Source organism: Mesorhizobium sp. WSM4842, from assembly GCF_055901575.1.
Genome location: NZ_CM148372.1, coordinates 5,185,145 through 5,209,730, shown reverse-complemented (window position 1 = coordinate 5,209,730; position 24,586 = coordinate 5,185,145). Strand labels below are relative to the sequence as shown.

Here is a 24,586-nt window from a genome sequence, read left to right as displayed (position 1 = left end):
TCGGAGGGCCGCGCCTGCGAGGCAGCCATCCCAACTCGACGGCAGCACCGGCGCTTTCGCCGGTGGGCAGGACGGTGGCGGCAAGGCCGCCTGCCTGACATAAGCGCGATCCTGACTGCCAAATAGACCGGGCGTGGATTGTTTCCACGCCCGATCAAATCAGCGTTTGGGCAGTTCAGGCCTTCGGTATCCCAGCCAGGGGGGCGACCAGCTCGTCGTCCTCCACGTCTGCCTCCTCGAACAGATCGGCCCCGTCAGCATCCGTTTCCCGCGGCCGCGTCGAGACCAGATCCTTTAGAGAGCCACCGGCGCCGGCGATGCCAGCTTCCTTCAGGAGCGCGTCAATCAGAGACTTGTTGCCGGTGAACTTCAGCAGCTGGTCGGCCAGATCGCCCGGACCCGAACGCCCGCCTTCGCCGCCCGAGCGACCGCCCGAAAATCCCGCCGTGTCGAACACGCGGATGCTATCGATACGGCTCGCCGGCTCCATCAGCGCCTTTAGTGCTTCCGGTAGCATGGTGATCCGGGCCTGCGTCAGTTCAAGCTGGATCAGCCGGTCGGAGAGCAGGTTGCGCGCTTCGTTCGTGGCGCGGATGGTCGCGGCCTCCGCCTCGCCTTCCGCGATCACGCCCTCGGCGCGGACCTTCATCGCTTCCGCTGCCGCGCGGGCTTCCACCAGCGCCGCCTCGGCGCGGTCTTCCGCCGCTGCTTTTTCGGCGCTCGCGCCAACTGTCACCGACACAGCCTCAGATTCCGCCGCTTCCTGCGCTTGCAGAACGGCGATCTGCCTGGCGCGGTCGGCGATTTCGCGTTCGCGCGCCGTCTGCACCTTTTCTTGAGCAGCAACCGTCAGCGCCTCGGCCTCGCGGGCCTTGGCTTCAGCCTGGCTGGTTTCCTGGCTCTTCTTGGCGATGGCCACCGCCATATTCTGGCGCGACAATTCAACCTCGCGCTCAGAGTTAATGCGCGCCTCTTCCTTGGCGCGCTGCGCTTCCGCCGCATGCTCGGCGATCTCGCGTTCGCGCGCGATCTGCGCCGCCTGTTCGGCGAGCTTCGCCGCTTCCTCGGCCTTGGCCATTTCGGAGCGCGTGGAGGCCTGCTTGGAGACTACGTCGCGCTCCTGCTCCAGCCGCGCCTCTTCCTCTTGCCGCTTCAACGCGTACTTTTCGCGCGAGGCGTTCAGATCCTGCTCGGCAATCGCTACTTCGGTCTTCCGGGTCACCTCGTTGCGCTCCTTGCGGCGCTGTTCGGTGATGGTTGTCAGCTTGGCCAAACCGACGGCGTCGAAAGCGTTGGTTTCGTTGAAGAACTCACGCGGCGTCTGGTCGAGGCCCGTCAACGACACCGATTCCAGCTCAAGCCCGTTCGAGCGCAGATCGGTCTCGACTGCGTCCTGCACCGCCTTCACGAAGTCTGAGCGATTCTCATGCAGTTGATCGAGCGTGTTGCGCGCGGCCACAGAGCGCAGCGCGTCGACCAGCTTGGCTTCCACCAGATCCTGGATTGCCTTCGGGTCGTTGACACGGTCGCCCAGCGTCTGCGCAGCGAGGCCGATGCCGTCATCCGTGCCGTCGACGCGTACGTAAAACTCGGCACGGATGTCGACGCGCATGCGGTCAGAGGTGATGAAGGCGTCCTCGCGGCGGCGGTCGACCACCAGCTTGACGGTGTTGAGCTTGACCTTCGCCAGCGCATGCAAGATGGGAAGGATCAGCGCGCCGCCGTCTTTGACCACTCTGCGGCCGCCGACGCCGGTACGCACAAAGGCCTCGTCACGTTCGGCGCGCTGGTAGAGCCGCCCGAGCACAAAGCCGATCACCGCGATCACGAAGAGAACGATGCCGACCCAGATCAGAAATTGAACTATGTTGTCCATACTTTGCCCCCAGATTTGAAAGTGTTTGATGCTCGGCTTTGCTCAGAGCGCGCTCTGGCTAGATATGCTCCTCGAACGGGACTACGAGCCAGACACGACCGGGTCCCTCGGCGGCTTTCACCACCACGACTACGGCGCCTTTCTCGATTTTCATTCCCGCGTCTGCGGGCCGCGCCCGCAGCGTATGCAATTCGCCATGCTCATCGCGCACTCGGATCGAGCCGGGCCGACCGTCATCCAGCGGCCCGAGCGTGACCGTGCCGCGACGCCCGACCAGATGATCGTGGTTGACAGCGTAGCTCTCGTCCTGCGGCAGGAGATAAGCGATCCAGCCGCCGGTGATCTTCGTTACCATCACCGCCGCCGGCGCCGCGCCAAAAGCGTAGCTCCACGCCGGCAAGACCGGGAAGATCTGCCACAGCATGATGCCGACCATGCCGAATGTGACCAGCAGAAGCAGTATCAGGATGGCGAAGGGTACCCGACCGAAATTCAGCCAGTCGAATACGTCGCCTAGATGTGTGGCGTCGAGGAGGTGGTCGACCGTGCCGTCTTCGCCGCCACCATGGTCAAAATGCCCGGCTCCAACATAGAAAAGGACGATCTGCAGGACCCCCAGCAACATCCCTGCCAGCAATGGATAGAGATAGAGCGCCGGTGCGTGGAGAATATCTGCCATCGGCGCTACTTCTTACCCTTGAGTTCGCTGCGCAGGGTCGCCAGCCGGTCGTCAATGCGGCGCTGGCGCCCAAATTCTTCGAGTTCGACAAGATCGTTGTCGCGCGGCTTGCCAGCGGGCAGGTCGGTCAGCCGCGCCACGCTGGAAAGCGCGGCCGCAATGCGATCCTCTGGTGCGGGTTTGCGGAACCCGCCGTCAGCGTTGCCCACCGTGCCCGGCTTCTGCGCCTCGCGAGCGCGCCGCGCTATCTTCACCCGCTCCTCGGAATCGCGGCGGGCCGCACTTGCGGCGCTCAGCGCGCCTCGCGCTTCGTCAATGCGCACATCAACATCCTGGATCAGCTTGTCGATAGAGGCGGCCTGCGCGTCGATGTCGTCCTGACGGCCAATACCGGCCCGTGCAAGGTCTTCGCGGCCCTCTTGCAGGGCAACACGGATATTCTGGTCCAGCCCCTCGCGTTCCTCGGTCAGGTCGTCCTTCTGCAAGGTGTAGCGCTTGCGCTCGGCGATCAGCGCTGCGAGGTTGGACTTCAACTCGTCGGCGGCCTTGTCGATCTCGCGGATCGCTTGTTCGGCCACCGCCTCGGGAGCCTTCTTCTCAAGGCCGTCGATCACGGTTGCGACCAGGCCCGCGGCGAGGCGCGAAACGCGCCCGGAAATGGATTCGGTCTGCATGGCTTCGATCTCCCTGTGTTGCATGTCCGCCGACAGCGGAACGGTGAGCAGATAGACTCCGTTATCCCGTACGAGGTGGGAAAGTTGCGCCTTCTCCTGGCTATCGGAGTAGCCGGTGGCCAGGAATCCCGCGATCACACGCCCCTCGACGGTAGAAATCGAAACCTTGTCAACGCCCTTGAAGGACATGAGCTTGTCGTCAAGCGGCAGCCGATCGGACGACCAGGCGCCGGAGGCGTATTCGCGAATGCCATTGGTCACCAGTCGCGCCGGCAGGCCCGTCTCGGCGCGGATCGCTTCATAGGCGAGCTTCTGGAGCTCAAACGTGTTGGTGCGTTGGGTAGAGTCGGTGCGATCCAGGATGTCGTGCATGACGGCATAAGCCGCGAAAGTCATGTCGATGGCGCGTTCGCCAGCGCGGGTCAGGATCAGCTTGTAGTGCGCTGTCTTCATCTTGTTCTCCCTCCCAATCACCTAGAGAGTGATTGAGGGGATTTCAAGCGACAATCACCAAAAACGTGATTTGCTGTTGGGAAGGGTTAATGAACATGTGTTGTTTGGCGAAAATTCCGCAGGTGGCGAGTGTTGGCCAGAAGACAGCTTCTGGCGCTGCGCGCGCATCGGTATCCGGCCCGGACGGCAGATCCGACCCAAAGCGGTTGCACAGCCTATGGTTGCAAGCGTCAGGTTTTCACCCCTGGCTAGGCCGCTGTGTCCAGCTTAGTTTCCGCCGTCGATGAGACCCCGCCGGCCTGATCGTCCTCGGTATCTTCCCACAGCGCTTTCAACCGACAGCGAGATCGCCGGCAGGGGCGTGATGCTCCTTATCGTCGACGATGTCGCGGCCGAGCGCCGTAGGCTGCAGGGCCTGGGGATCGTGCTTGAGGACGACATTGAGGGCGACTACTCGACGCTAGCGCAGGTGCGTGATCCTGACGGCAACCTACTCACGCTGGCGACGCCGCCGTCGCGGCCCTATCCGCCGGCATGATCCCGCCGGCAGGGCAAAGTCCGCCTCATGCAAGAAACGCGCCGGCCGATGAAGGCTGGCTACCCGAGCCGGACTCGAACCAACGGCCGCTGGATTAACAGTCGAGATCTCTACCGGTGAGCTATCGGGGAGCTGCTGATACCAAACCCAACCTAATTTCGGATCGGGCTATAAGGCATTTGCCGAATATGGCGGCGACGTCGCATCTTTCTGCTTGCCGCCCTATTTCACCAGGGACGGGGCCGCCGGAATGAAGGCCAGCTTTCGTGAGCCGGCAAGGAGCCAGTCAGCGACTGACATTGGGTCGTTTGCCGGAATGCCGCCGTCGAGGAACGAGCAGGCACTGGGCTGGGTGTTGATAGCCACATCGGGAGTGAACCCATGGAACCGCGCGCCAAGGAACAGGAGAACCTTTCCCGACTCGAACGGGCCGCGCAACAGACTGCTGATCCAAAAACTATGGAACAGAAGGCGAAAAAGCCAGAGGAAAAATTTCGCTTCAGCCTTCGCAAGGAAGACGTCTGGTGGACGATTGGTTTCGCTGCCGCTGCCTTGCTGTTTTTTGGCATCCAAGTCCTGATCAATTGGCGCTTAGAATGGCTTGACGCGCCTTTGCGCGTTCGCGTGCTGAACTACGTCAGGGGCGGCCTTTTCATTTTCGTTATGCTGACCGTTGCGAATGTTATCGAAGTCTTTCTCATTGGCCGAATTCCCAATCGTGTTTCGCGTTTCAACCTGCAACGTATTTTTCGATTGGTCGTCGTCGTCGCCATCGTCTTCGTGGCCATTTCAGTCTTATTTGTGAACTGGTACGCTGCGGTTGTTTCACTCGGCCTGATTTCACTGATTCTCGGCTTTGCACTGCAAATGCCGATCTCCAGTTTCATCGCGTGGATTTATATTCTGGCCAGGGCGCCTTATCGCGTTGGCGACCGCATTCGCATCGGCGATGCCCATGGCGATGTCATTGATGTCAGCTATCTCGACACGACGTTATGGGAATTCGGCGGCGAACATCTTTGGACCGATCATCCGAGCGGACGCGTCATCAAGTTTCCGAACTCCACCGTGTTTGACACGCCGGTCTTCAACTATTCCTGGCCGCTGTTTCCCTATGTCTGGAACGAAATCAAGTTCCAGCTCGCTTATGAAAGCGATCTGGAATTCGTAGCGAAAACCATGAGAGAGGTCGTTGACGAGCAGATCGGCGACATCATGAGCCAGAAGGTGAAGGTCTATAAGCACATCCTGTCGCAAACGCCGGTGGACGAACTCGAAGTGAAGGAGCATCCAGTGGTTCATTTTCGCGTCAGTGAAAACACCTGGCTCGAGGCCATCGTTCGTTACCTCGTGCCGCCGAAGGAAGCGGGGCGCACCAAAACACGCTTGATCAAGGAAATGCTGGCGCGAATGAATGCAAAACCCGATCGCGTGCTGTTTCCGAAGAGCAATTTGAGGTGAACTTCCTCACGCCCCGCTGTCGGCCCAGAACGCGACGTTAGAGTATCTGCTCGGCAATGACGGCTTCTGGTGCTACCCGTGCATTCCGATATTCGGCCGGGACGCCAAAATCCCACCCAAAGCGGTTTCACAGCCTATGGTTGCAAGCGTCAGGTTTTCACCCTTGGCTAGGCCGCTGTGTCCAGACTTGTTTCCGGCGTCGATGAGACCCGGCCGGCCCGTTCGTCCTCGGTATCTTCCCACCAGTCGCCCAGGGCGTCGATGAGCGGCACAAGCTTGAGGCCGCGCGCTGTGAGGTCGTAGTCCACGCGCAGCGGATAGCCGGCATGCGCCGTTCGCCGCACAATCCCGGCTTCTTCCAGCTTGCGCAGTTCCAGCGCCAGAATGCGGTGCGACACGGTCGGGTTGTCACGCCTCAAATCGCTGAAGCGCTTAGTCCCGTCCTTGAGATAGTAGAGCAGCAAGGTAGGCCAGCGACCGCTGAGCACACGCATGGCCTCTTCGATCGGGCAGCTTGAGACGACATCTTTCATGGGCGGCACCCCGTGGTGGTTACAGAATAGTGCGTAATTTACATGGGACGACCAGCGTTTAGGGTCAAGCTTCGCTGCGCAGCGTGATCCCTAAACATGGAAGAGACAAAGAAATGGAACCTATCCTCCTTTACGGCTTCCCGGCAGGAAGTTCGATGGGGCTCGTCGCTGCTTTTGAACGCGTCGGACAGCCCTACCGCCTGTGTCGCGTCGACATGCTCACCGAAATGAAGAACGACGCCTATGCCAGCATCAACGGCCGTCAGGAAACGCCGGTATTGATCACGGACGAGGGCAGGGTGCTCACCGAGACCATGGCGATTGCCGCGTGGCTCGAAGCCCGCGACACGCAACGTCGTGTCAGCTTCGACCCTCGCTCGCCGGAAGCCGACCGGATACATCAGTTGATGGCTTTCGTGAACACCGGTTTCACCGCCGCTTTCACCCCGCTCTGGGCTGCATATGAAATGGAATCGGCCGAAGCGGCCCTGCTGGCGACCTTGCGTGATTTTGGCCGCAAGGCCGTTACCAACCGCCATGACCAGCTTGAGGCGATGATCGTCGACACCGCCTGCGATCACCTGACGCTGGCGGATACCACGCTGATCGGCGTGGCACGCTGGGCAGAATTCCACAAGGCGGTCGACGGCGCCGCCTATCCCAAGCTGGCGGCGCTGCGCCGCCGGATCGAAAGCGATCCGGACGTGCGATATGCGCAGGCCATCGAGGATGGCGAAAAGCCGGCGGGTTCGGGTGCCTGTCTTGGCCACATTCCGCTGGCCGAGGTCATTGAACGATTTGGTGCCTAGCCTCTTTTCAGCGCGCGGCACGAACACGCCCTGTGCCGCGCCGCACTCGCTCCAACACCACCCGATTCGCGACAAGCACATCAAATTCGGCTATCATGCCAGCGTTCTTGAAGTGGCAGCTACGGGCGGCCATCCTGGCGGTGGCCGCCCCCGGATACGGGAGAATGGTTATGGCCAGCTTTCATGTCATGTCGGACGCGCGTGGAATGCACGTGCAGCCCACGGTGCGCCGCATCACCACGGCGGACCTGATGGATGCGCTGCGGCTCGGCGTCGAGGATTTCTGGGCTAAGCCATCGCATTACGTGTTCCTGTGCCTGATCTATCCGGTGGTCGGATTGATCCTGGCGCGGTGGACGACATCCGGCTCCAACGCCATCCAGCTGCTCTATCCGCTGATGTCCGGCTTCGCCCTGCTTGGACCCTTCGCCGCGATCGGTCTCTACGAGATCAGCCGCCGCCGCGAACTCGGCATGGACACGTCCTGGTGGCACGCGCTCGACGTGCGCCACTCGCCGGCGCTGCCGGCGATCGCGGTCATCGGCGCTATGCTGGTAGCACTGTTCCTGCTCTGGCTGTACACTGCGCAATCGATCTATACCGGCCTGTTCGGCAATCAGCCGCCGGCCTCGATCGGCGGCTTTGTGCGCGAGGTGCTGACAACGCCAAAAGGCTGGACGCTGATCCTGCTCGGCAATGCGGCCGGCTTCGTCTTCGCCGCGATCGTGCTGGCGACGACCGTCGTCGCGTTCCCGCTGCTGCTCGACCGCGATGTCGGCGCAGTCTCGGCAATCGAGACCTCGGCACGGGCGGTGATGACAAACCCGCTGCAGTTGGCGCTGTGGGGCCTGATGGTCGCCGTGCTGCTGGTCATCGGCTCGATCCCGCTGTTTGCCGGGCTCGCCGTCGTCATGCCTGTGCTTGGCCATGCGACGTGGCATCTCTATCGCAAGGTGGTCGAACCGGAGCGGGCGCAGCAGGACCGGCGGCCGATGTAGCTAGCGGCGGACTTTCAAGTCGATCGTGCCGCCGCTCTATCTTTTGTCTGAGCATCGGAACCAAAACCGGTACCCACTTCTGGGTTTCGACGCTTTAGTTAACGCTGCGCGTCGGTCGCCATCTTCAGGGCCAGTGCGGTCAGCACCGTGCCCATCATCCAGCGCTGGATCACCAGCCATAGCGGCCGGCCGGCGAGGAAAACGGCGATCGAGCCGGCCGTAACCGCGATGATCGCGTTGACGGTGAGGCTGATCGCGATCTGCGTGGTGCCGAGCACCAGAAGCTGCGACAGCACGTGGCCCTTGCCGGGGTTGATGAACTGCGGCAGCAGCGACAGGTAGAGCACCGCCACCTTCGGGTTGAGCAGATTGGTCATCAGGCCCATGGCGAACAATTTGCGCGGCCTGTCCTTCGGCAGTTCCCGGACCTGGAATGGCGAGCGTCCGCCTGGCCTCACTGCTTGCCACGCAAGCCACAAGAGGTAGAGCGCGCCGGCCAAACGCAACGCATCATAGGCGTAAGGCACGGCAAGCAGCAGCGCGGTGATGCCGAATGCCGCCGACAACACGTAGAAGACAAAGCCGAGCGCCACGCCGCCGAGCGAGATCAGGCCGGCCTTCGGTCCCTGTGACAGCGACCGCGAGATCAGATAGATCATGTTCGGGCCGGGCGTCAGCACCATGCCGAGGCAGACCAGCGCGAAGGCGAGATGGTTGGCGGCGTCGGGCACGGGCGCATCTCCGGGAAGTGCGCATGTGTGCCTCGTCGGACAACGACGCGCAAGGGCTTGGCGGATTCAGCCGTTGCGCCAGACGAAATTGCCGAACACACGCTGGGTCGCGTTCCTTCGCACCCCCTCTGGCCGGCAGGCCGGAGGGGGTGCTGTCCGGGTGCTGTCCCGCCAGCCTCTCGCTTAAGTCGCCAGCCCCATCGCCTTCAGCCGACGATGCGCAGGTTCGACAATTCGTTGGCGATTTCCTTGAAATTGTCCGACAGCGTCGCCCCGGTCGCGTTCCAGAACAGCTTGGCCGGTTTGGTCGGATCGGTGGGATCCATGCGGAAGCGCGAGTCCGACGAGCATGCCTTCAGCGCGTCGAGTGCTTTCTTGTCGCCGGCATCGGTGGTCGACAGGTCGAGCGCGACGGTCATGACGAGAATGTTCGAATTCTTCGCGTTGGCGCAAAGGGTCTGCATCTGCTCGTCCAGCGCGGCGGTGTAGTTGGCGCCGGTATAGGTGGTCTTGCCGATGTCGGTGCTGGTGTTCATGAACAGGCGCGTCACGCTTCCAGACCCCGGATATGTCAGGCCGGTGTAACCGTAAGCGGCGTAGGTCGACCTGTTACTGGCATAGAGGCTGTCGCTGACGGCGCTGTAGGTATTGGCGCCGTCGGTCAGCACGATGACCACTTTGTCGTTGCCCCTTTCGGTGTTCGGCCGGCCCTCGGTGAAAGGTTCGTTGCTCGATACCGTCCGCCAGCCCCAGGCAAGGCCATCCGGCACGTTGGTGTTGCCGTTCGGCGCCATGGCGTCGATGGCGTCCTTGATCTCCTCCTTCTGGGCAATCTGGCTGACGTCTTTGAGTGGCGTGATCGGGTTGGTCGTGCAGGACGAATTCGGGCCGTCGCCCGAGGCAGCCGACTTCGAACCGTAAGGCTTGACCAGGAAATACTTGCGCATGTCCGACTGCCGCTGCGAAGCGGTTGGGAGGTCGGTGAAATAGGGCCAGTCGGCCCACCAGTTGTTGCCGTAATTATACGACGTGATGTCGACGTCGTTGACACCGTCGCGGTTGAAATCGAGCCAGAGGGTGCCAGCCTCGTCCGGTGCGAACATCGGCACGAACAGCGTGGCAGGCGTGGCGGTGTTCGGCGTCGTGTCGTCGTTATTATACGGGTATGGCCTCGCCTCGACGCAACCCTGCCAACTCGCATAGCGGCTGGTGGTGTAGATATATTCCGGGGTGGTCCAGTGGCCGCTGCTGCAGTTGCCTTTTTTGTTATAGGTGTCGCAGATATACTGTTTCGTGTTAGGCACTTCTTCGCGGCCAGACTCGACCGTGATGTCGGCGTAAAGGCTGAAGCGGGTCAGTGGTTGATCCTCGCTGTCACCCCAGCCGGCGCCGCGCTTGTACCAGACGCCGTTGAGCTTCTCAGCGTATTTGTCTGGATCGTTGGCGGGGGTCATCGTCGTCCAGTCGAAGTCCTCGTGCTGGATCGGGGAGATGCCGTCCTGGTCCATCCAGCCATCCTGGTCACGGGTGGGACCGACATTGACCGAAGCCGCGAACGGCACGAGGGAGAACTGCACCGGTTTGCTGACCTGCTTCATCTGCTGTGCCTGCAGCGCCAACGTATCGACAAGCTGCTTGGCGGCAGTCTTCAGCAGATCAATCCGCATCTGGCCGGTGCCGGAACCCAGATTATTCATCGAACCGGAATTATCGAGCACAAGGCTACTTCCAGCGTGTTCTTGAGGCGGATTTCCGAGCACGCGGTGAAGGTTGTATCGCTGGTGGTCCCGCCGCCCATCAGCATGGCGGCGGCCGGCAGAAAATAGGGGTGGTACGTCAGGGCGCTGCAGAGCTTCAACGTGCCGCCACCCGCATTGTTGTTGGGGAGGGTGACGGTAAGCAACGTATTGGCCGGATCGACGGGGCCGAGATTGGCTTCGAAGAAAGTCTTGGCATAGGCCTTGGCGGCGTCGTCGCTTGCGCCGGAGACGATCTGGTGAGCGGTGGCGAGACCGGCGGCGTCCAGCGCGTTCAACGCAGCGTGCTTCTGGCGGAGCAGTTCCGAGTAGTCGACGCTGAGCGCCACGCCGCCCATGAGCGGCACCATGGTGATGACCGTCATCAGCGTATAGTTGCCACGCCGGTCCCTACCGAATTTTCGGATCATTGCCTTCAGCACCCCGCCAGAACCCCTTTGTCGGCGAAGCGATGCCACCAATCCTTAAATTTCAGATTGCTAAAATTCGTCCAAGATCGGCACACTTTTTCAAAGCTCGTTAACCACGCCGCCGATGGCGGCAACATGGCCTGCGATTTGGACCGGCGCGGAGCCTCCGTAAAGCTCTGGAAAACGAGAATTTTTGTGCCGTGCGATCATGCCTTCATTTCGGGGCGGCGATGCTGAACGCGGCGAAAGCTGGTGACAGGGTCAAGAGCTTCGGTTAATGCGGTCCGGTCGCTGCGGATCGTCGGCGGCGGCGCTCGCAACCATCATGACCTGGGAAACGATATGGCGGATTCGCCCGATATCATCGGCTCGCTCGCGGATTTGTCGGCAGCCTATTCTGCCATTCTTTGCGATGTCTGGGGCGTGGTCCACAATGGCGAACGGCATTTCCCGGCCGCGGCTCTGGCGCTGGCGACCGCACGCGAGGCGGAGATACCTGTGGTGCTGATTACCAATTCGCCACGCCGCAGCGCCGATGTGGTGGCGCAGATGAATGCGATCGGCGTTCCCTCGGAGGCCTACGACCGCGTCGTCACCTCCGGCGATGTGACCCGCGACCTGATCATCGAGGGCCCGCGAAAGATCTTCCATATCGGTGCCGATCGCGATTTCACGCTCTATGACGGGCTTGATGTCGAACTCGTCGAGGAGTTCGAGGCATCCGGCGTGGTCTGCACCGGGCTGTTCGACGACGAGGTCGAGAAGCCGGAAGACTACGCCGATCTTCTGCGGCGGCTACGTGCCAGGAACCTGCCCTTCATCTGCGCCAATCCCGACATCGTGGTCGAGCGCGGCGAGCGGATGATCTGGTGCGCCGGGGCCTTGGCTCGCGACTATGCCCAGCTCGGCGGGCGGACGCTGATCGCCGGAAAACCATATGCCCCGGTCTATGACGTCGCGATGAAGGAGATCGCCGACTTGCTCGGCCACCCGGTCGAGCGCTCGGACGTGCTGGCCATCGGCGACGGCATGATGACCGACATCAAGGGTGCTGCCGACAACGGCTTCGACGTGCTCTACGTGTCGGGCGGCATCCATGCCCGCGACTACGGTGATACGCTACAACCGGATCCGGCCAGGCTAATTGCCTTTCTGGAAAGGCACGGCTACCGGCCGGTCGCGGTCATACCGAGACTGCAGTAGGGTCGCTCGATGACGGAAGCCTTCGAACGCATTTCTGCAATCTCGCCGCTGCCGGCCCATTTGCGGGGTGGCGTGGTGGCGATCGGCAATTTCGACGGCGTTCACCGCGGCCACCAGGCGGTGCTCGAGCGCGCGCTTGCCGAGGCCCGCCGGCGCGGCGTGCCGGCTCTGGTGCTGACCTTCGAGCCGCATCCGAGAAAGGTGTTCCGGCCTGAGATACCGCTGTTCGTGCTGACGCCGCCGCCGATGAAGGCACGGCTGTTGTCGTATCTAGGCTTTGCCGCACTCGTCGAACAGCCGTTCACGCGCGACTTCGCCGCACTGTCGGCGGAATCGTTCGTGACCGACGTGCTGGACAGGAATCTCGGCATCATTCACGCCGTGACCGGCTTCGACTTCCACTTCGGCAAGGACAGGCAAGGCGGCCCGGCCTATCTGATGGCGGCCGGCGAACGCCACGGCTTCGGCGTCACCCTGGTCGACGCGTTTCGCGACGAGGGCGCCGAGGTGGTGTCGTCGAGCCGGATCCGCGCGCTGCTATGCGAAGGCGCGGTGGCCGAGGCCGCCGGCCTGCTCGGCTACCGCTTCACGGTCGAAAGCGAGGTGATCGGCGGCCAGCAGCTTGGCCGGACGCTCGGCTTTCCAACCGCCAATATGAGGCTTTCGCCGGAAGCTACTCTGAAGGAAGGGATTTATGCCGTCCGCTTCCGTCGCCCCGACGGTACGCTTCATGATGGTGTTGCCAGCTTCGGCCGCCGCCCGACCGTCGATGACAACGGCGCGCCGCTTCTGGAAACTTTCGTTTTCGATTTTTCCGGCGATCTCTACGGCGAGATATGCGCTGTGTCCTTCTTTGGTTTCCTGCGCGCGGAGGTGAAGTTCGACGGGCTCGACGCGCTGGTCGCGCAGATGAAGCGCGACGAAGTCGAGGCGAGGGCGCTGCTTGCCGGCGTCAGCCCGCTTTCCGAGCTCGACGCGGCCATTGCTTTCTAAAGCATGATCCCGAAAAGTGGGAACCGGTTTTCGGACAAGATCATGCTAAAACAAGGACCTATTTTTTCAGCGCCAGGCCGACCGCAATGAAGGCCCAGCCCTGGAAGATCAGGTCGACGGCGAGAAACAGCCCCAGCACCCATACGCTGTTGACTGGCCAGCCCATGGCGATGACCAGGCCTGCCAGCGCGCTGATGACGCCGGCCGCCACCAGCCAGCCCCAGCCTTTTTCCGGTCTGTGCTTGTACCCGACCCAGGCCCTGAGCACGCCTGAAGCGAGAAGGGCGACCGCCAGCAGGAAGGTCAGCACCGCCGAGGCCAGCAGCGGATTGTAGAAGGCGAAGAACCCGGCGACGGCATAGAGGAGACCGCTGAGCAGCCAATAGAAGAACCGGCTCCAAGTCTTCACACCGAAGGCATGCATGATCTCGATGACACCGGCCATCAGCATCAGCCAGCCGACGACGTAGACCGAGGCGACCGTGGCGATGAACAGATTGCCGAAGGCGATGCCGCCGAGGATCAGCAGCAGCACGCCGAGCCCGACGAACCATCCCCATTTCGCCCGCGTCTGACCGATTGCATCTTTCAAGGCATCGCCGTGCAGTGCCATCGCCCTTCTCCCTCAAGGTTACCTTTGCCGGCTTTGAGGGTAACGCCGATCGGCTTGCCCGTAAAGCGAGCAGGCTGGGGGCGCCACAGCCCGAGCGATCCGCTTGCCAGACGTTCGCTTTTGATCCGAAGCGGCCAAATATCTGATGGAATATTCGACTATGTGCAGGGGGCAGTGCTAAAACATGACGAGCGGGTTACGGGCCACCCCGTCCTCCCGTGTATTCGCCATGGCGCAATTGTAACGAAAAATTCCCAGTGCTGGCATTGGCGCTTTATGGATGACGTGTGGCTGCTGCTGTCCGCCGTTTTCTACGTTTGATGAGACTAGGGAAGCAAAATGAGCGATGCGGACGAACACCTCGATCTGACGGAGATCAACGCCGTCCGCAGCTTGTTGGAGTCAAAGCCACGACCGGTGGGCTGGGACGAACGCCGGGCGCGGCTCGACGAGGTTGGTTCGGTGTGGCCGATTGCGGACGACATCCAATGCGAGGATGCGGTTTTCGACGGCCTAGAGGGAGAGTGGTCGCTAGCGCCTGGGAGTGACAGGGATAAGGTTCTGCTCTTTTTCCACGGTGGTGGCTACTGCTCGGGCTCGCTCAAAAGTCATCGTCGAATGGTGACTGAGGCAGGTCGAGCAATGGGAATGCGCACCCTCGCGATCGACTATCGACGAGCACCGGAACATCCTTTTCCTGCGCAGCATGCAGACGCGCTCACGGCATGGCGCTTTCTGAGCCGGCAAGGGGTCGCGCCGGATCGCATCGTGGTTGGCGGAGACAGTGCGGGCGGCAACCTCACCCTGTGCTTGGTCGGTATATTGCGCGCGGCAGGCGAGCGGTTACCGCGATCTCTTTGGCTGGTCTCGCCCTGGACGGACCTTTCGATGTCCGGCGCGACACTATCAACTAAGGACGCGATCGACCCTATCATCCACCGGGCGTATTTGGAGGAACTGGTTACCGCCTATGTTCCCCATGGCGTTGGCCGGCGCGATCCCCTGATCTCGCCGTTGTTCGCCGATCTGAGCGGATTTCCCCCAATGCTGATACAAGTCGGTTCTGCCGAGACGCTGTTGTCGGACGCAACTCGGCTCGCGGAAGCCGCTGGTGCGGCTGATGTCAAAGTACGACTCGAAATTTGGCCGCATATGATTCACGCCTGGCCGGTTTGGAATGCAGGATTGAGTGCCGGTCGCCGCACTCTTCACAGCGCGGGCATGTTTGTGAATATTTGTAACCCTTGGGTGGGCGGCCAAGGTTAAATACGGCTATCGCCAAATTCCAACAGCAGCCGAGACATTCCAGGCTGGAAAGCGAGATGGCAGCTCCTGTGAATTCCAGACGTCTTGATCTGGAATCTTGGCGGGCCATACAATCGACTGCAATGCGGAACAGTACGACCAACACCGCCGATGTTACGGATATTAAGTTAAATTTTACCGAACTGGCGCCATGGCTTGTGAAGGCTGGTTGTGTCGGCCAATGCGTTCTGTCCGAGCGATCCCGGTGGTTCTGGCCGCCTTCATACTTGGGGCCTCCGGTGCCGCCGAAGCCGGTGAGGGCGCCTTGGGCTGGCTGTCCGGCGACTGGTATTTGACGGTCGGCGCCACCGGCATGATCGCGCCGAATTTCGAGGGCGGCAAGAAATACCTGCTCAGCGCCTCGCCGATCATCTCGCTCGGCAAGGCCGGTCCTGCGGCCCGCTTCACCTCGCGCAACGACAACATCTCGCTGGGGTTGATCGACGACGGCGGCCTCCGCGCCGGACTGGCCGGAAAATTGCTGTTTTCGCGCGATGGCGACGACGCCGACGAGCTGAAAGGCCTTGACCCGGTGCGCTGGGGTGGCGAGGCCGGCGGCTTCTTCGAATTCTATCCCTTTGACTGGTTGCGCGCCCGCGCCGAATTGCGGCATGGCATTTGCGCCCATAGCGGCTTTGTCGCCGACATCGCCGCCGACGCCTTCTATGATGTGACGCCGGACGTCAGAATTTCGGGCGGGCCGCGCGTTTCGTTCGCCTCGTCGGACTATTTCGACGCCTATTACGGCGTTAACGCCGAGGAAGCCGTGGCTTCGGGCCTCAGCCAATACCGTCCGGGCGGCGGCGTGAAGTCGGCGGCCTCGGCGGCGCGGTGACCTGGAAAGTGACCGAGCCGATGACGGCCAGCCTGTTCGGCGAATATTCGCGCCTGATGGGCCCGGCGGCCGATTCCAGCCTGGTCAAGGAGCGCGGCTCAAGAGACCAGTTCATGATCGGCGTCTCGACGACGTATCGCTTCGACTTTTCGGTGTGAGCACTATCCCAGCAATCGCGTATCGACCGGATGCGTCGTGGCGCCAACAATACGGATGCAGTCGCGGGCCAGCAAATCCGGGTTGAGGAGATAGTTTCTTGTGAACGGGACAATTGCACAAGGAACTTCCATGACGGCGTGGGTGGCAGCAGCGACAAAGTTCCTCCCGAGCCGTTGTGTCATGGCCAGATCGTCCTTCCAGTCATCAGGCAAACCAGGAGACGTGATGGCAACGCCATCCGGCATTTCGATCTCCAGAAGCTGATAGGTCTGGGGCATGTCTTCCGCGTCGACATGCACAAGTATCTCGAGAAGTGCCGTGGCCGGGTGATCGGCGCAGTAGACAATTGGTGTTCCCATGACATGCCAACGGCCGCCGCTGACCAAACCACCGACACCCAGCAGGTCGGCGTAGCCGGAAATGCGCCAGAGCCGCATATGTCAGGCGAAGATGCCATGGTCGATGCGATGGAGCTCTTCTTCCACCAGCGCTGCACCCGTTTCTGACTGCAAGAGGTTGATCGGTGTCTCGTTAAGCACCCTGCTGTGCTTGCGCAGCCAACGCTGCGCCTTTTCGTGATTACCGAAAACCCGATCCGCCATCGCCGAAATCCGTTCAAGCCGCATGACGCGGTCGGACTCGGCGATCGTCAGTGTCTCGTTTCGCTCCCTGCGGCGCGCCAATGTCCGTCGCGGGCCGACGATCCTATAGATTTCGTCATTGCTGAAGCCACGCTGGCGAAGTCCTTCGACCCTGGTGACATGAACGAGAAACCGTTCCGTTGCGGTGTCCGGGATTGCGGCGCCGATACGCTCGGCCTTTGGATTTGGGCTCGGCTGACCCTTGATGTGCAAGCTGGACATGTTTTAGCTCCGCTGCCATATGCCCAAAGATATAGGCGCAATTGGCACATGACGCAAGGAAACCACTAGAGTTCAGGCTTTTCAATATCGCCTGTCTCGGTTAAAAGCCCAGCCATGACGAGCTTTTCGCGCCTTTTCGCGCTGACGATACGAATTACGAGCCCGGTGTTCCGGGCGGCCTGACCGCCGCCGGAGCCGCCGGGAATTTTGCGCGCGGCCTCTCGCGCTTTTTCCAGATCATGATAGTTCAACGCCCGGGCTCTTTTGCCGCCGGGCAATGCATATGGCAGACCAATGACCGATACCCCAATGACCGACACTGTTGAAACGATCGACTATTCCAAAACGCTTTATCTGCCCCAGACGGATTTCCCGATGCGCGCCGGCTTGCCCGAGAAGGAGCCGCTGCTGGTCAAGCGCTGGCAGGACTTGGACCTCTACCGCAAGCTGCGCGACAACGCCGCCGGCCGCGAAAAATACGTGCTGCATGACGGCCCGCCCTACGCCAACGGCAACATCCACATCGGCCACGCGCTGAACAAGATCCTTAAGGACGTCATCACCCGCTCGTTCCAGATGCGCGGCTACGACTCGAACTACGTGCCCGGCTGGGATTGTCACGGCCTGCCGATCGAATGGAAGATCGAGGAGCAATACCGCGCCAAGGGTAAGAACAAGGACGAGGTTCCGGTCAACGAGTTCCGTAAGGAATGCCGCGAGTTCGCCGCGCACTGGATCAAGGTGCAGGGCGCAGAATTCCAGCGGCTGGGTGTCGTCGGCGACTTCGACAATCCCTATACGACGATGGCGTTCCGTGCCGAGGCGCGCATCGCCGGCGAACTGTTGAAATTCGCCATGTCCGGCCAGCTCTATCGCGGCTCCAAGCCGGTGATGTGGAGCGTTGTCGAGCGCACCGCGCTGGCCGAGGCCGAGGTCGAGTACCAGGACTATGAGAGCGATACGATCTGGGCGAAGTTTCCGGTCGTCAGCCTCGCTCATCAGGTCACCAACGTCGAAGATGGGCAGCCAGCCTTGGATCCAAAGCTGACGCAGACGTCACTGGACTTGCTGGAGGCCCACGTCGTCATCTGGACGACCACGCCGTGGACCATCCCCGGCAACCGCGCCGTAAACTATTCGCCCCGCATCAACTATGGCCTCTACGAGGTCACGGCAGCAGAGAATGCTTTCGGCCCGCAACCCGGCGAAAAGCTGATCTTTGCCGACGCGCTGGCCGAAGAGGCTGCCGTCAAAGCCAAAGTGACAATGAATCGTCTCCGTAACGTTTCGGCCGAAGAGCTTGGAAGCCTTACGCTTTCTCATCCCTTCAACGGTTTGAACGGCGGCTACGAATTCCCCGTGCCGATGCTCGCCGGCGACCACGTCACCGACGATGCCGGCACCGGCTTCGTTCACACCTCGCCCAGCCACGGCCGCGAGGACTTCGACGCCTGGACGGACGCTGCATCGGAACTGCGCCAACGCGGCATCGACACGGCGATCCCGTTTCCGGTCGACGATGCCGGCTTCTTCACCAAGGACGCGCCGGGCTTCGGCGCGGACCGCGAGGGCGGAGCGGCGCGCGTCATCGACGACAACGGCAAGAAGGGCAATGCCAACCAGGCGGTCATCGACGAGCTGATCAAACGCAACGCACTGTTCGCGCGCGGCCGGCTGAAGCACTCCTATCCGCATTCGTGGCGGTCGAAGAAGCCGATCATCTTCCGTAACACGCCGCAATGGTTCGTCTATATGGACAAGGATCTGAGCGACGGCACGACGCTGCGCAGCCGTGCCTTGAAGGCCATCGACGACACCCGCTTCGTGCCGGCCGCCGGCCAGAACCGCATTCGCGCCATGATCGAGGAGCGTCCCGATTGGGTGCTGTCGCGCCAGCGCGCCTGGGGCGTGCCGATCGCCGTCTTCGCCGATGCCGACGGCAATGTTCTGCGCGACGAGGCGGTCAACCAGCGCATCGTGGACGCCTTCGAGAAGGAGGGCGCCGACGCATGGTTCGCGGCCGGCGCCAAGGAGCGTTTCCTCGGCAACCACGATGCTTCGAAATGGCAGCAGGTGATGGACATCCTCGACGTCTGGTTCGATTCCGGCTCGAGCCATGTCTTCACTCTCGAGGATCGCCCGGACCTGAAATGGCCGGCCGACCTTTACCTCGAAGGCTCCGACCAGCATCGCGGCTGGTTCCACTCCTCGCTGCTTGAAAGCTGCGGCACCAGGGGCAGGGCGCCTTACGACACAGTCGTCACCCATGGTTTCACCATGGACGAGGAGGGGCGCAAAATGTCGAAATCGCTCGGCAATACAGTCGTGCCGCAGGACGTCATCAGGCAGTCGGGCGCCGATATCCTGCGGCTATGGGTGGTGACGACCGATTACTGGGAAGACCAGCGGCTCGGCAAGAACGTGCTGCAGACCAACATCGACGCCTACCGCAAGCTGCGCAACACCATCCGTTGGATGCTGGGCACGCTTGCCCATGACGATGGCGAGGAAGTACCGCTGGATAAGATGCCGGAGCTGGAGCGGCTGATGCTGCACCGGCTCTCCGAACTCGATGAAGTCGTGCGCGCGGGCTATGACGCCTTCGAGTTCAAGCGCATCACCCGCACGCTGCTCGACTTCATGGTGGTCGAACTGTCGGCCTTCTATTTCGACATCCGCAAGGACGCGCTCTACTGCGAAGCGCCGTCCAGCGTGAAGCGCAAGGCCTCCGTGCAGGTGGTGCGCCATCTGTTCGACTGCCTGGTGAAATGGCTGGCGCCGATGCTGCCCTTCACCATGGAGGAGGCCTGGCTCGACCGTCATCCGGACGCCGTCTCGGTGCATCTCGACCAGTTCCCGCAAATCCCCGTTGACTGGAAGAACGAGGTGCTGGCGGAAAAATGGCGCAAGGTGCGCCAGGTCCGCCGTGTCGTCACCGGCGCGCTGGAGATCGCACGTGCCCAGAAGGTCATCGGCTCGTCGCTGGAAGCGGTGCCGGTCGTCACGCTCGACGATGCGGCGCTCGAAGCAGCGATATCAGACGTCGACATGGCCGAAATGGCGATCACCAGCGATCTGGTCGTTGCGCATGGCGACGCGCCTTCTGGTGCCTTCACGCTGGACGACGTTAAGGGCGTCGCCGTGGTGGTCGAGAAGGCCGAGGACCGGGGCCTGGTCAAATGCGCGCGCTCATGGCGCTACACGGCCGATGTCGGGCAGGACAGGGAATTCCCCGACGTTTCGGCGCGGGACGCAGCGGTTCTGCATGAATTGAAGGCGCTTGGTCGTATATAAGGCGGTGCACAAATGCCACGGCGGACGGCCGATCAGCCCCCGCTCGTTGCCCTTAACGAGTGGTTGAGGTAAACACGCGAAACTCCGGACGACAAATTGTCGCCGGATTTCCGTCGGAAGAGCATAGGCGATGGGGACCGGACCTTTGGCCGGTGGCGATCGAGAGGCTGTCTAGAGTGGGACTTTTTGGCATGACCGAAAGAACTTGCGCGCGCGTTGCGCTGCTGGCGCCGCTTGTCGTATCCGGCTTGGCCCTGACCGGCTGCATGGGCTCGCCGACCTACGGGACCGACAAGACCGCCTCCGCCCAGCTTGCCGGCGATCTCACCAGCGCTTTTTCAGTCATGCCGAAGAACAAGGAAAAGATCGACTACAAGCCGCGTCCCGAACTGGTGAAGCCGGCGCCGGGACAGAAGGAACTGCCGCCACCGCAGGACAGCATCGCGACGGCAAGCGCCGATTGGCCGGAATCGCCCGAGCAACGCCGCGCTCGCCTGCGTGCCGAGGCCACGCTCAATCAGGACGATCCGTCCTACCAGGCGCAGATTGTCGATGACGTCCAGACGGATCCGTCGGCGATCAAGGCTGCGATGGCGCAGTCGGCTTCCAGTCATCCGCCGGCCTGGACTCCGGCGGATTCGGACAAGGGCCGCGCCGCCGAGGTCAAGCGCCGCCTCGCCGAAGGCAAGCAGGGTGACCCGAACACCCGCAGATATTTGAGCGAGCCGCCGGTGCAATACCGCGCCGCTGCCGCGACCGCGCCGGTGGACGACATCGGCGAGGACGAATACAAGAAAGAACGCCGCCTCAAGAAGGAAGCGGCCGCCAAGAACAAGAGCGGCATGTTCGACTGGCTGCCGTGGTAAGCTGTCAGCGCTAATGCATGTCGCGCAAAACTGTGAAGCGGTTTTGCGATAACGACATGCATAAACAGCAACCTAAAGCGCGTCGCATGAGGCCGGTCTAACACGACGCGCGTTAGGGAAAGCTGGCGACGCTACGGTTCGCGTCGATCTCTGAAAAAATCCTTCAGAAGCAGCGCCGCGTCGCTTTCGGCCATGCCTGGATAGATATCTGGCACATGGTGGCAGGTCGGCGAGGCGAAGAAGCGCACGCCGTTGACCACGGCGCCGCCCTTCTCGTCGGCGGCGCCGAAATAGAGCCGGCGCAGCCTGGCGAAGGAAATGGCGCCGGCGCACATGGCGCAGGGCTCCAGCGTCACATAGAGATCGTGGCCGGTGAGCCGCTCGCTCGACAGCTTGCGGCAGGCCTCGCGGATCGCCAGCATCTCGGCATGGGCGGTGGGGTCGGAAAGCTCGCGGGTGCGGTTGCCGGCACTGGCAACGACCGTATCGCCGCTGGCGATGACCGCGCCGACCGGCACTTCGCCGCGCAGGGCGGCGGCTTCGGCCTCCTTCAGCGCCAGCGCCATGAAATCCGGCCGCTTCAAGCGGTTTCCATTCCTATTATCTCCTCGCTACTCCGGCGTGATCCTGTTATCTAGCGCATGACCCCGAAAACCGGAATCGGTTTCGGAAGGGATCATGCGCCAAATCACAGTCCTACAGCGTCCTTTGCGCGTCCGTACGGACGCGCGGCGCTGTAGTGCAAACGAGCAAAAGCCACATGGACGACAAAGACAAGAAATTCCCGCGCCGAAAGGGTCCGGGCAAGAACGGCCCGAAACCGTCGGGCCCGCGTGGTCGCGATGCCGCTGCCGGCAAGGGCGGCAAGCCGTCCTTCGGCGCGAAAAGACCTTACGCGCCGCGCGGCGACCGCCCGATGGCGGCTGACGGCGAGCGGCCGAAGCGTGACTTCAAAAGCGGCGACCGGCCGATCAGCAAGGCGCCGCGCCCTGAAGGCAGGCCCTATGAAAAGCGTGAGGGGCCGCGCAAGCCATACGCCCCGCGCGGCGACCGCCCGATGGCGGCTGACGGCGAGCGGCCGAAGCGCGACTTCAAGAGTGGCGACCGGCCGTTCAGCAAAGGGCCGCGCCCTGAAGGCAAGCCTTATGAAAAGCGCGAGGGGCCTCGAAAACCCTATGCGCCACGCGGCGACCGGCCGATGGCAGCCGACGGCGAGCGGCCGAAGCGCGACTTCAAGGCGGGCGACAGGCCGTTCAGCAAAGGGCCGCGTCCGGAAGGCAAGCCTTATGAGAAGCGCGAAGGTTCGCGCAAGCCCTACGCGCCGCGCGGCGACCGCCCGGCGGCTGCCGAAGGCGAGCGCAGCGAAAGGCGCTTCGACCGTCCCAAGCACGACTTCGGCGATCGGCCCAAGCGCGATTTTGGCGCTGCCCAAGGGGCATCGGGCGGCGGCTTCAAGCCGCGCCCACGTCCGGCCGAAGCGACGGAAGAGCCAGGCGAGCGCATCGCTAAGCGGCTGGCCCGCGCCGGCCTTGCCTCGCGCCGCGATGCCGAGGAACTGATCGCGGCCGGCCGCGTCAAGGTCAATGGAAGGGTGCTGTCCTCGCCCGCCTTCAATGTGATGCCCGGCGACATCATCCATCTCGACGGCATGGAGATCCCGCCGATCGAGCGCACCCGGCTGTTCCTGTTCCACAAGCCGGCCGGCGTCGTCACCACCAACCGTGATCCCGAGGGCCGCAAGACCGTCTTCGACGTGCTGCCGGCCGACCTGCCGCGGTTGATGACCATCGGCCGGCTCGACATCAACACCGAAGGCCTGCTGCTGCTCACCAATGATGGCGGGCTGGCGCGCGTGCTCGAACTGCCGGCGACCGGCTGGCTCAGGCGCTACCGCGTGCGCGTGCACGGCAAGGTCGAGGAAAGTGCGCTCGCCGGCTTGCGCGAAGGCATTGCCGTCGACGGCGTCTTCTACGGCGCCATCGAGGCGACGCTCGACCGCGAGCAAGGCACCAACGCCTGGCTGACGCTCGGCCTGCGCGAAGGCAAGAACCGCGAGGTCAGGAATATACTGGGCTCGCTTGGTCTCGACGTCACACGGCTGATCCGCATTTCCTACGGACCGTTCCAGCTCGACGACCTGCCCGAGGGCCATGTGCTGGAGATCAAGGGCCGCGTGCTGCGCGACCAGCTCGGCGAACGCCTGGTCGAGGAGTCCGGCGCCAATTTCGACGCTGAGATCACCAAGCCGTTTTCCAACAGGCCGGTGCGGCGCGAAGCGGTGCGGGAAGAGGAACCGGAGCGGCCGAAGTTCACCCGCGACGGCGAACGCCGTCCGATCGGCGAAGGCGGGCTGATCAAAAACCGCAAACGCCGCGAAGGCAGCCGCGACGAGGCGCTGGGCAAGCTGTCGACAAGTCCCGGCAGAAGCTTTGGGCCGGAAAAGAGCTTTGGTGAGCGTGGCCCCAAATCTGAACGCAGCGGCCCCGAACGCGGCGGCTTTGGCGATCGCGGCCCCAAATCTGAACGGAGCGGGCCGGGCGGCTTTGGCGGCAAACCGGGCGGCGGGAAAAAGTCCGAACGCGAGCAGCGCCCGATCGAGCCGCCGGGCCAGCGCAAGGCCAATGTCTGGATGGCGCCGGGCGCGCGGCCGATCGGCAGGGGCAGGGCGGACGCGGATGCCGCCAAGGCGGCCGAAGCCAAGGAACGCAAGGCTTCGTTCAAGCCGTCTTATGGCAAGCCCGCCCATGGAAAACCGGGAGGGGGAAAAGCCGGAGGCGCAAAGCCGTTCGGCAAGCCGCGTGGTGCCGAGGGTGACGGTGCCAAAGGCGGCGACCGGCCACGCAGTGGTCCCAAGGGATCAAGGGGAGGCAATGCGGATCGTCGGCGGTGAGTTTCGCGGGCGTCCGCTGGCGACGCCGCGCTCAAGCGCCATCCGCCCGACCACCGACCGCACCCGCGAGGCTGTCTTCAACGTGCTGGCGCATCGCTTTCCTGATAGGCTGGTCGGCGCGCGCGTGCTCGACCTGTTCGCCGGTACCGGCGCGCTCGGCCTCGAGGCGCTGTCACGCGGCGCATCTTATGGCATCTTCATCGAAGAATCAGCGGAAGGGCGCGGCCTGATCCGCACCAATGTCGAGGCCTTCGGCCTCACCGGGCGTACCAAGATATTCCGTCGCGACGCGACGGCGCTGGGCGAGGCGGGCACGATGGCCGCGTTCGGCCTGGTGTTCGCCGATCCGCCCTATGGCAAGGGCCTGGGCGAGCGTGCCTTGCGTTCGGCCAAGGCCGGCGGCTGGCTCGCCCGCGGCGCGCTCTGCGTCGTCGAGGAGGCGGCAGTGGCGCCGTTCGAGGCAGGGCCGGGCTTTTCGGTTGTCGACGAGCGCAGCTATGGCGAGACGGTCATCCGGTTTATCGAGGTTGGGTGAGCGCGGCGGCGATTGGCGCTTCCTCGCCCCATAGCTTCTCTCCCCCGCTTCGCGGGGGCGAGGAACCGAGCGCCTCGAAAATGACGAACAAATCAATTTGCCTGTGGCAAC

General features: G+C 62.7%; 21 protein-coding genes and 2 pseudogenes. 12 read left to right on the top strand and 11 right to left on the bottom strand.

Features of this window, described 5'->3' with window-relative positions; translation table 11 throughout:
- Positions 1-175: 175 nt before the first annotated feature.
- From AC0NIE_RS25340 to AC0NIE_RS25330, 3 genes are read right to left on the bottom strand one after another with little or no spacing between them, the layout of a single operon-like run.
- Positions 176-1,876: a flotillin family protein gene (locus tag AC0NIE_RS25340; RefSeq protein ID WP_473489380.1), complete on the bottom strand. Its 1,701-nt coding sequence runs from the start codon at positions 1,874-1,876 to the stop codon at positions 176-178.
- A 58-nt stretch (positions 1,877-1,934) separates the two neighbouring features.
- The gene (locus AC0NIE_RS25335; protein ID WP_473489381.1) at positions 1,935-2,555 is read right to left on the bottom strand and encodes an OB-fold-containig protein; all 621 of its coding nucleotides are present in this window, start codon (positions 2,553-2,555) and stop codon (positions 1,935-1,937) included.
- A gap of 5 nt (positions 2,556-2,560) precedes the next feature.
- Positions 2,561-3,682, bottom strand: a complete 1,122-nt coding sequence (locus AC0NIE_RS25330) for a PspA/IM30 family protein (RefSeq protein WP_473489382.1) — start codon at positions 3,680-3,682, stop codon at positions 2,561-2,563.
- Between the two features lie 364 nt (positions 3,683-4,046).
- Here AC0NIE_RS25330 and AC0NIE_RS25325 point away from each other — a divergent pair, with 364 nt between their 5' ends.
- Together AC0NIE_RS25325 and AC0NIE_RS25320 are read left to right on the top strand one after the other, a co-directional pair.
- Positions 4,047-4,220: a VOC family protein gene (locus tag AC0NIE_RS25325; RefSeq protein WP_473489383.1), complete on the top strand. Its 174-nt coding sequence runs from the start codon at positions 4,047-4,049 to the stop codon at positions 4,218-4,220.
- Between the two features lie 381 nt (positions 4,221-4,601).
- Positions 4,602-5,681 (top strand): mechanosensitive ion channel family protein, encoded by a 1,080-nt coding sequence (locus AC0NIE_RS25320; protein ID WP_473489384.1) that lies wholly within the window; start codon positions 4,602-4,604, stop codon positions 5,679-5,681.
- A gap of 167 nt (positions 5,682-5,848) precedes the next feature.
- Here AC0NIE_RS25320 and AC0NIE_RS25315 read toward each other — a convergent pair whose 3' ends face one another.
- The gene (locus AC0NIE_RS25315; RefSeq protein ID WP_473489385.1) at positions 5,849-6,214 is read right to left on the bottom strand and encodes a winged helix-turn-helix transcriptional regulator; all 366 of its coding nucleotides are present in this window, start codon (positions 6,212-6,214) and stop codon (positions 5,849-5,851) included.
- Positions 6,215-6,327: 113 nt separating this feature from the next.
- Between AC0NIE_RS25315 and AC0NIE_RS25310 the strand changes: the two genes are divergently transcribed.
- Together AC0NIE_RS25310 and AC0NIE_RS25305 are read left to right on the top strand one after the other, a co-directional pair.
- Positions 6,328-7,023, top strand: a complete 696-nt coding sequence (locus tag AC0NIE_RS25310; protein WP_473489386.1) for a glutathione S-transferase family protein — start codon at positions 6,328-6,330, stop codon at positions 7,021-7,023.
- Positions 7,024-7,193: 170 nt separating this feature from the next.
- The gene (locus AC0NIE_RS25305) at positions 7,194-8,021 is read left to right on the top strand and encodes a DUF2189 domain-containing protein (protein ID WP_473489387.1); all 828 of its coding nucleotides are present in this window, start codon (positions 7,194-7,196) and stop codon (positions 8,019-8,021) included.
- A 98-nt stretch (positions 8,022-8,119) separates the two neighbouring features.
- Here AC0NIE_RS25305 and AC0NIE_RS25300 read toward each other — a convergent pair whose 3' ends face one another.
- Both AC0NIE_RS25300 and AC0NIE_RS25295 read right to left on the bottom strand, forming a co-directional pair.
- The gene (locus AC0NIE_RS25300) at positions 8,120-8,704 is read right to left on the bottom strand and encodes a LysE family translocator (protein WP_473489401.1); all 585 of its coding nucleotides are present in this window, start codon (positions 8,702-8,704) and stop codon (positions 8,120-8,122) included.
- Between the two features lie 254 nt (positions 8,705-8,958).
- Positions 8,959-10,919: pseudogene (locus tag AC0NIE_RS25295) on the bottom strand (TadE/TadG family type IV pilus assembly protein).
- Positions 10,920-11,261: 342 nt separating this feature from the next.
- On the opposite strand from AC0NIE_RS25295, the gene AC0NIE_RS25290 reads away from it, so the two are divergent.
- Together AC0NIE_RS25290 and AC0NIE_RS25285 are read left to right on the top strand one after the other, a co-directional pair.
- The gene (locus tag AC0NIE_RS25290) at positions 11,262-12,122 is read left to right on the top strand and encodes a TIGR01459 family HAD-type hydrolase (RefSeq protein ID WP_473489388.1); all 861 of its coding nucleotides are present in this window, start codon (positions 11,262-11,264) and stop codon (positions 12,120-12,122) included.
- Between the two features lie 9 nt (positions 12,123-12,131).
- On the top strand, positions 12,132-13,115 hold the full coding sequence (locus tag AC0NIE_RS25285; protein ID WP_473489389.1) for a bifunctional riboflavin kinase/FAD synthetase: 984 nt from the start codon (positions 12,132-12,134) through the stop codon (positions 13,113-13,115).
- 58 nt (positions 13,116-13,173) lie between these two features.
- On the opposite strand, the gene AC0NIE_RS25280 is transcribed toward AC0NIE_RS25285, so the two are convergent.
- Positions 13,174-13,728, bottom strand: a complete 555-nt coding sequence (locus AC0NIE_RS25280) for an HdeD family acid-resistance protein (RefSeq protein WP_473489390.1) — start codon at positions 13,726-13,728, stop codon at positions 13,174-13,176.
- 339 nt (positions 13,729-14,067) lie between these two features.
- Here AC0NIE_RS25280 and AC0NIE_RS25275 point away from each other — a divergent pair, with 339 nt between their 5' ends.
- Both AC0NIE_RS25275 and AC0NIE_RS25270 read left to right on the top strand, forming a co-directional pair.
- Positions 14,068-14,994 carry an alpha/beta hydrolase gene (locus AC0NIE_RS25275; RefSeq protein WP_473489391.1) on the top strand — a complete coding sequence of 309 codons (927 nt, stop codon included), beginning with the start codon at positions 14,068-14,070 and terminating at the stop codon, positions 14,992-14,994.
- Between the two features lie 220 nt (positions 14,995-15,214).
- Positions 15,215-16,026 (top strand): annotated as a pseudogene (locus AC0NIE_RS25270) (MipA/OmpV family protein).
- A gap of 3 nt (positions 16,027-16,029) precedes the next feature.
- On the opposite strand, the gene AC0NIE_RS25265 reads toward AC0NIE_RS25270, so the two are convergent.
- From AC0NIE_RS25265 to AC0NIE_RS25255, 3 genes are all read right to left on the bottom strand, one after another.
- Complete coding sequence (locus AC0NIE_RS25265; RefSeq protein ID WP_473489392.1) at positions 16,030-16,464, bottom strand: RES family NAD+ phosphorylase; 435 nt, start codon at positions 16,462-16,464, stop codon at positions 16,030-16,032.
- A 3-nt stretch (positions 16,465-16,467) separates the two neighbouring features.
- Entirely contained in the window at positions 16,468-16,890 is a 423-nt protein-coding gene (gene parS, locus AC0NIE_RS25260; protein ID WP_473489393.1) for a type II RES/Xre toxin-antitoxin system antitoxin, read from the bottom strand.
- Between the two features lie 65 nt (positions 16,891-16,955).
- Positions 16,956-17,141, bottom strand: coding sequence for a hypothetical protein (locus tag AC0NIE_RS25255; protein WP_473489394.1), 186 nt, complete (start codon positions 17,139-17,141; stop codon positions 16,956-16,958).
- A gap of 58 nt (positions 17,142-17,199) precedes the next feature.
- Between AC0NIE_RS25255 and ileS the strand changes: the two genes are divergently transcribed.
- Both ileS and AC0NIE_RS25245 read left to right on the top strand, forming a co-directional pair.
- Complete coding sequence (gene ileS / locus AC0NIE_RS25250) at positions 17,200-20,184, top strand: isoleucine--tRNA ligase (RefSeq protein WP_473489395.1); 2,985 nt, start codon at positions 17,200-17,202, stop codon at positions 20,182-20,184.
- Positions 20,185-20,375: 191 nt separating this feature from the next.
- The gene (locus tag AC0NIE_RS25245; protein ID WP_473489396.1) at positions 20,376-21,050 is read left to right on the top strand and encodes a hypothetical protein; all 675 of its coding nucleotides are present in this window, start codon (positions 20,376-20,378) and stop codon (positions 21,048-21,050) included.
- A gap of 131 nt (positions 21,051-21,181) precedes the next feature.
- Here AC0NIE_RS25245 and AC0NIE_RS25240 read toward each other — a convergent pair whose 3' ends face one another.
- The gene (locus AC0NIE_RS25240; protein WP_473489398.1) at positions 21,182-21,634 is read right to left on the bottom strand and encodes a nucleoside deaminase; all 453 of its coding nucleotides are present in this window, start codon (positions 21,632-21,634) and stop codon (positions 21,182-21,184) included.
- A 176-nt stretch (positions 21,635-21,810) separates the two neighbouring features.
- On the opposite strand from AC0NIE_RS25240, the gene AC0NIE_RS25235 reads away from it, so the two are divergent.
- Together AC0NIE_RS25235 and rsmD are read left to right on the top strand one after the other, a co-directional pair.
- Positions 21,811-23,940 (top strand): pseudouridine synthase, encoded by a 2,130-nt coding sequence (locus AC0NIE_RS25235; protein ID WP_473489399.1) that lies wholly within the window; start codon positions 21,811-21,813, stop codon positions 23,938-23,940.
- Positions 23,921-24,475, top strand: a complete 555-nt coding sequence (gene rsmD, locus AC0NIE_RS25230) for a 16S rRNA (guanine(966)-N(2))-methyltransferase RsmD (protein WP_473489400.1) — start codon at positions 23,921-23,923, stop codon at positions 24,473-24,475. The genes AC0NIE_RS25235 and rsmD overlap by 20 nt, the downstream gene beginning before the upstream one ends.
- Positions 24,476-24,586 lie beyond the last annotated feature (111 nt).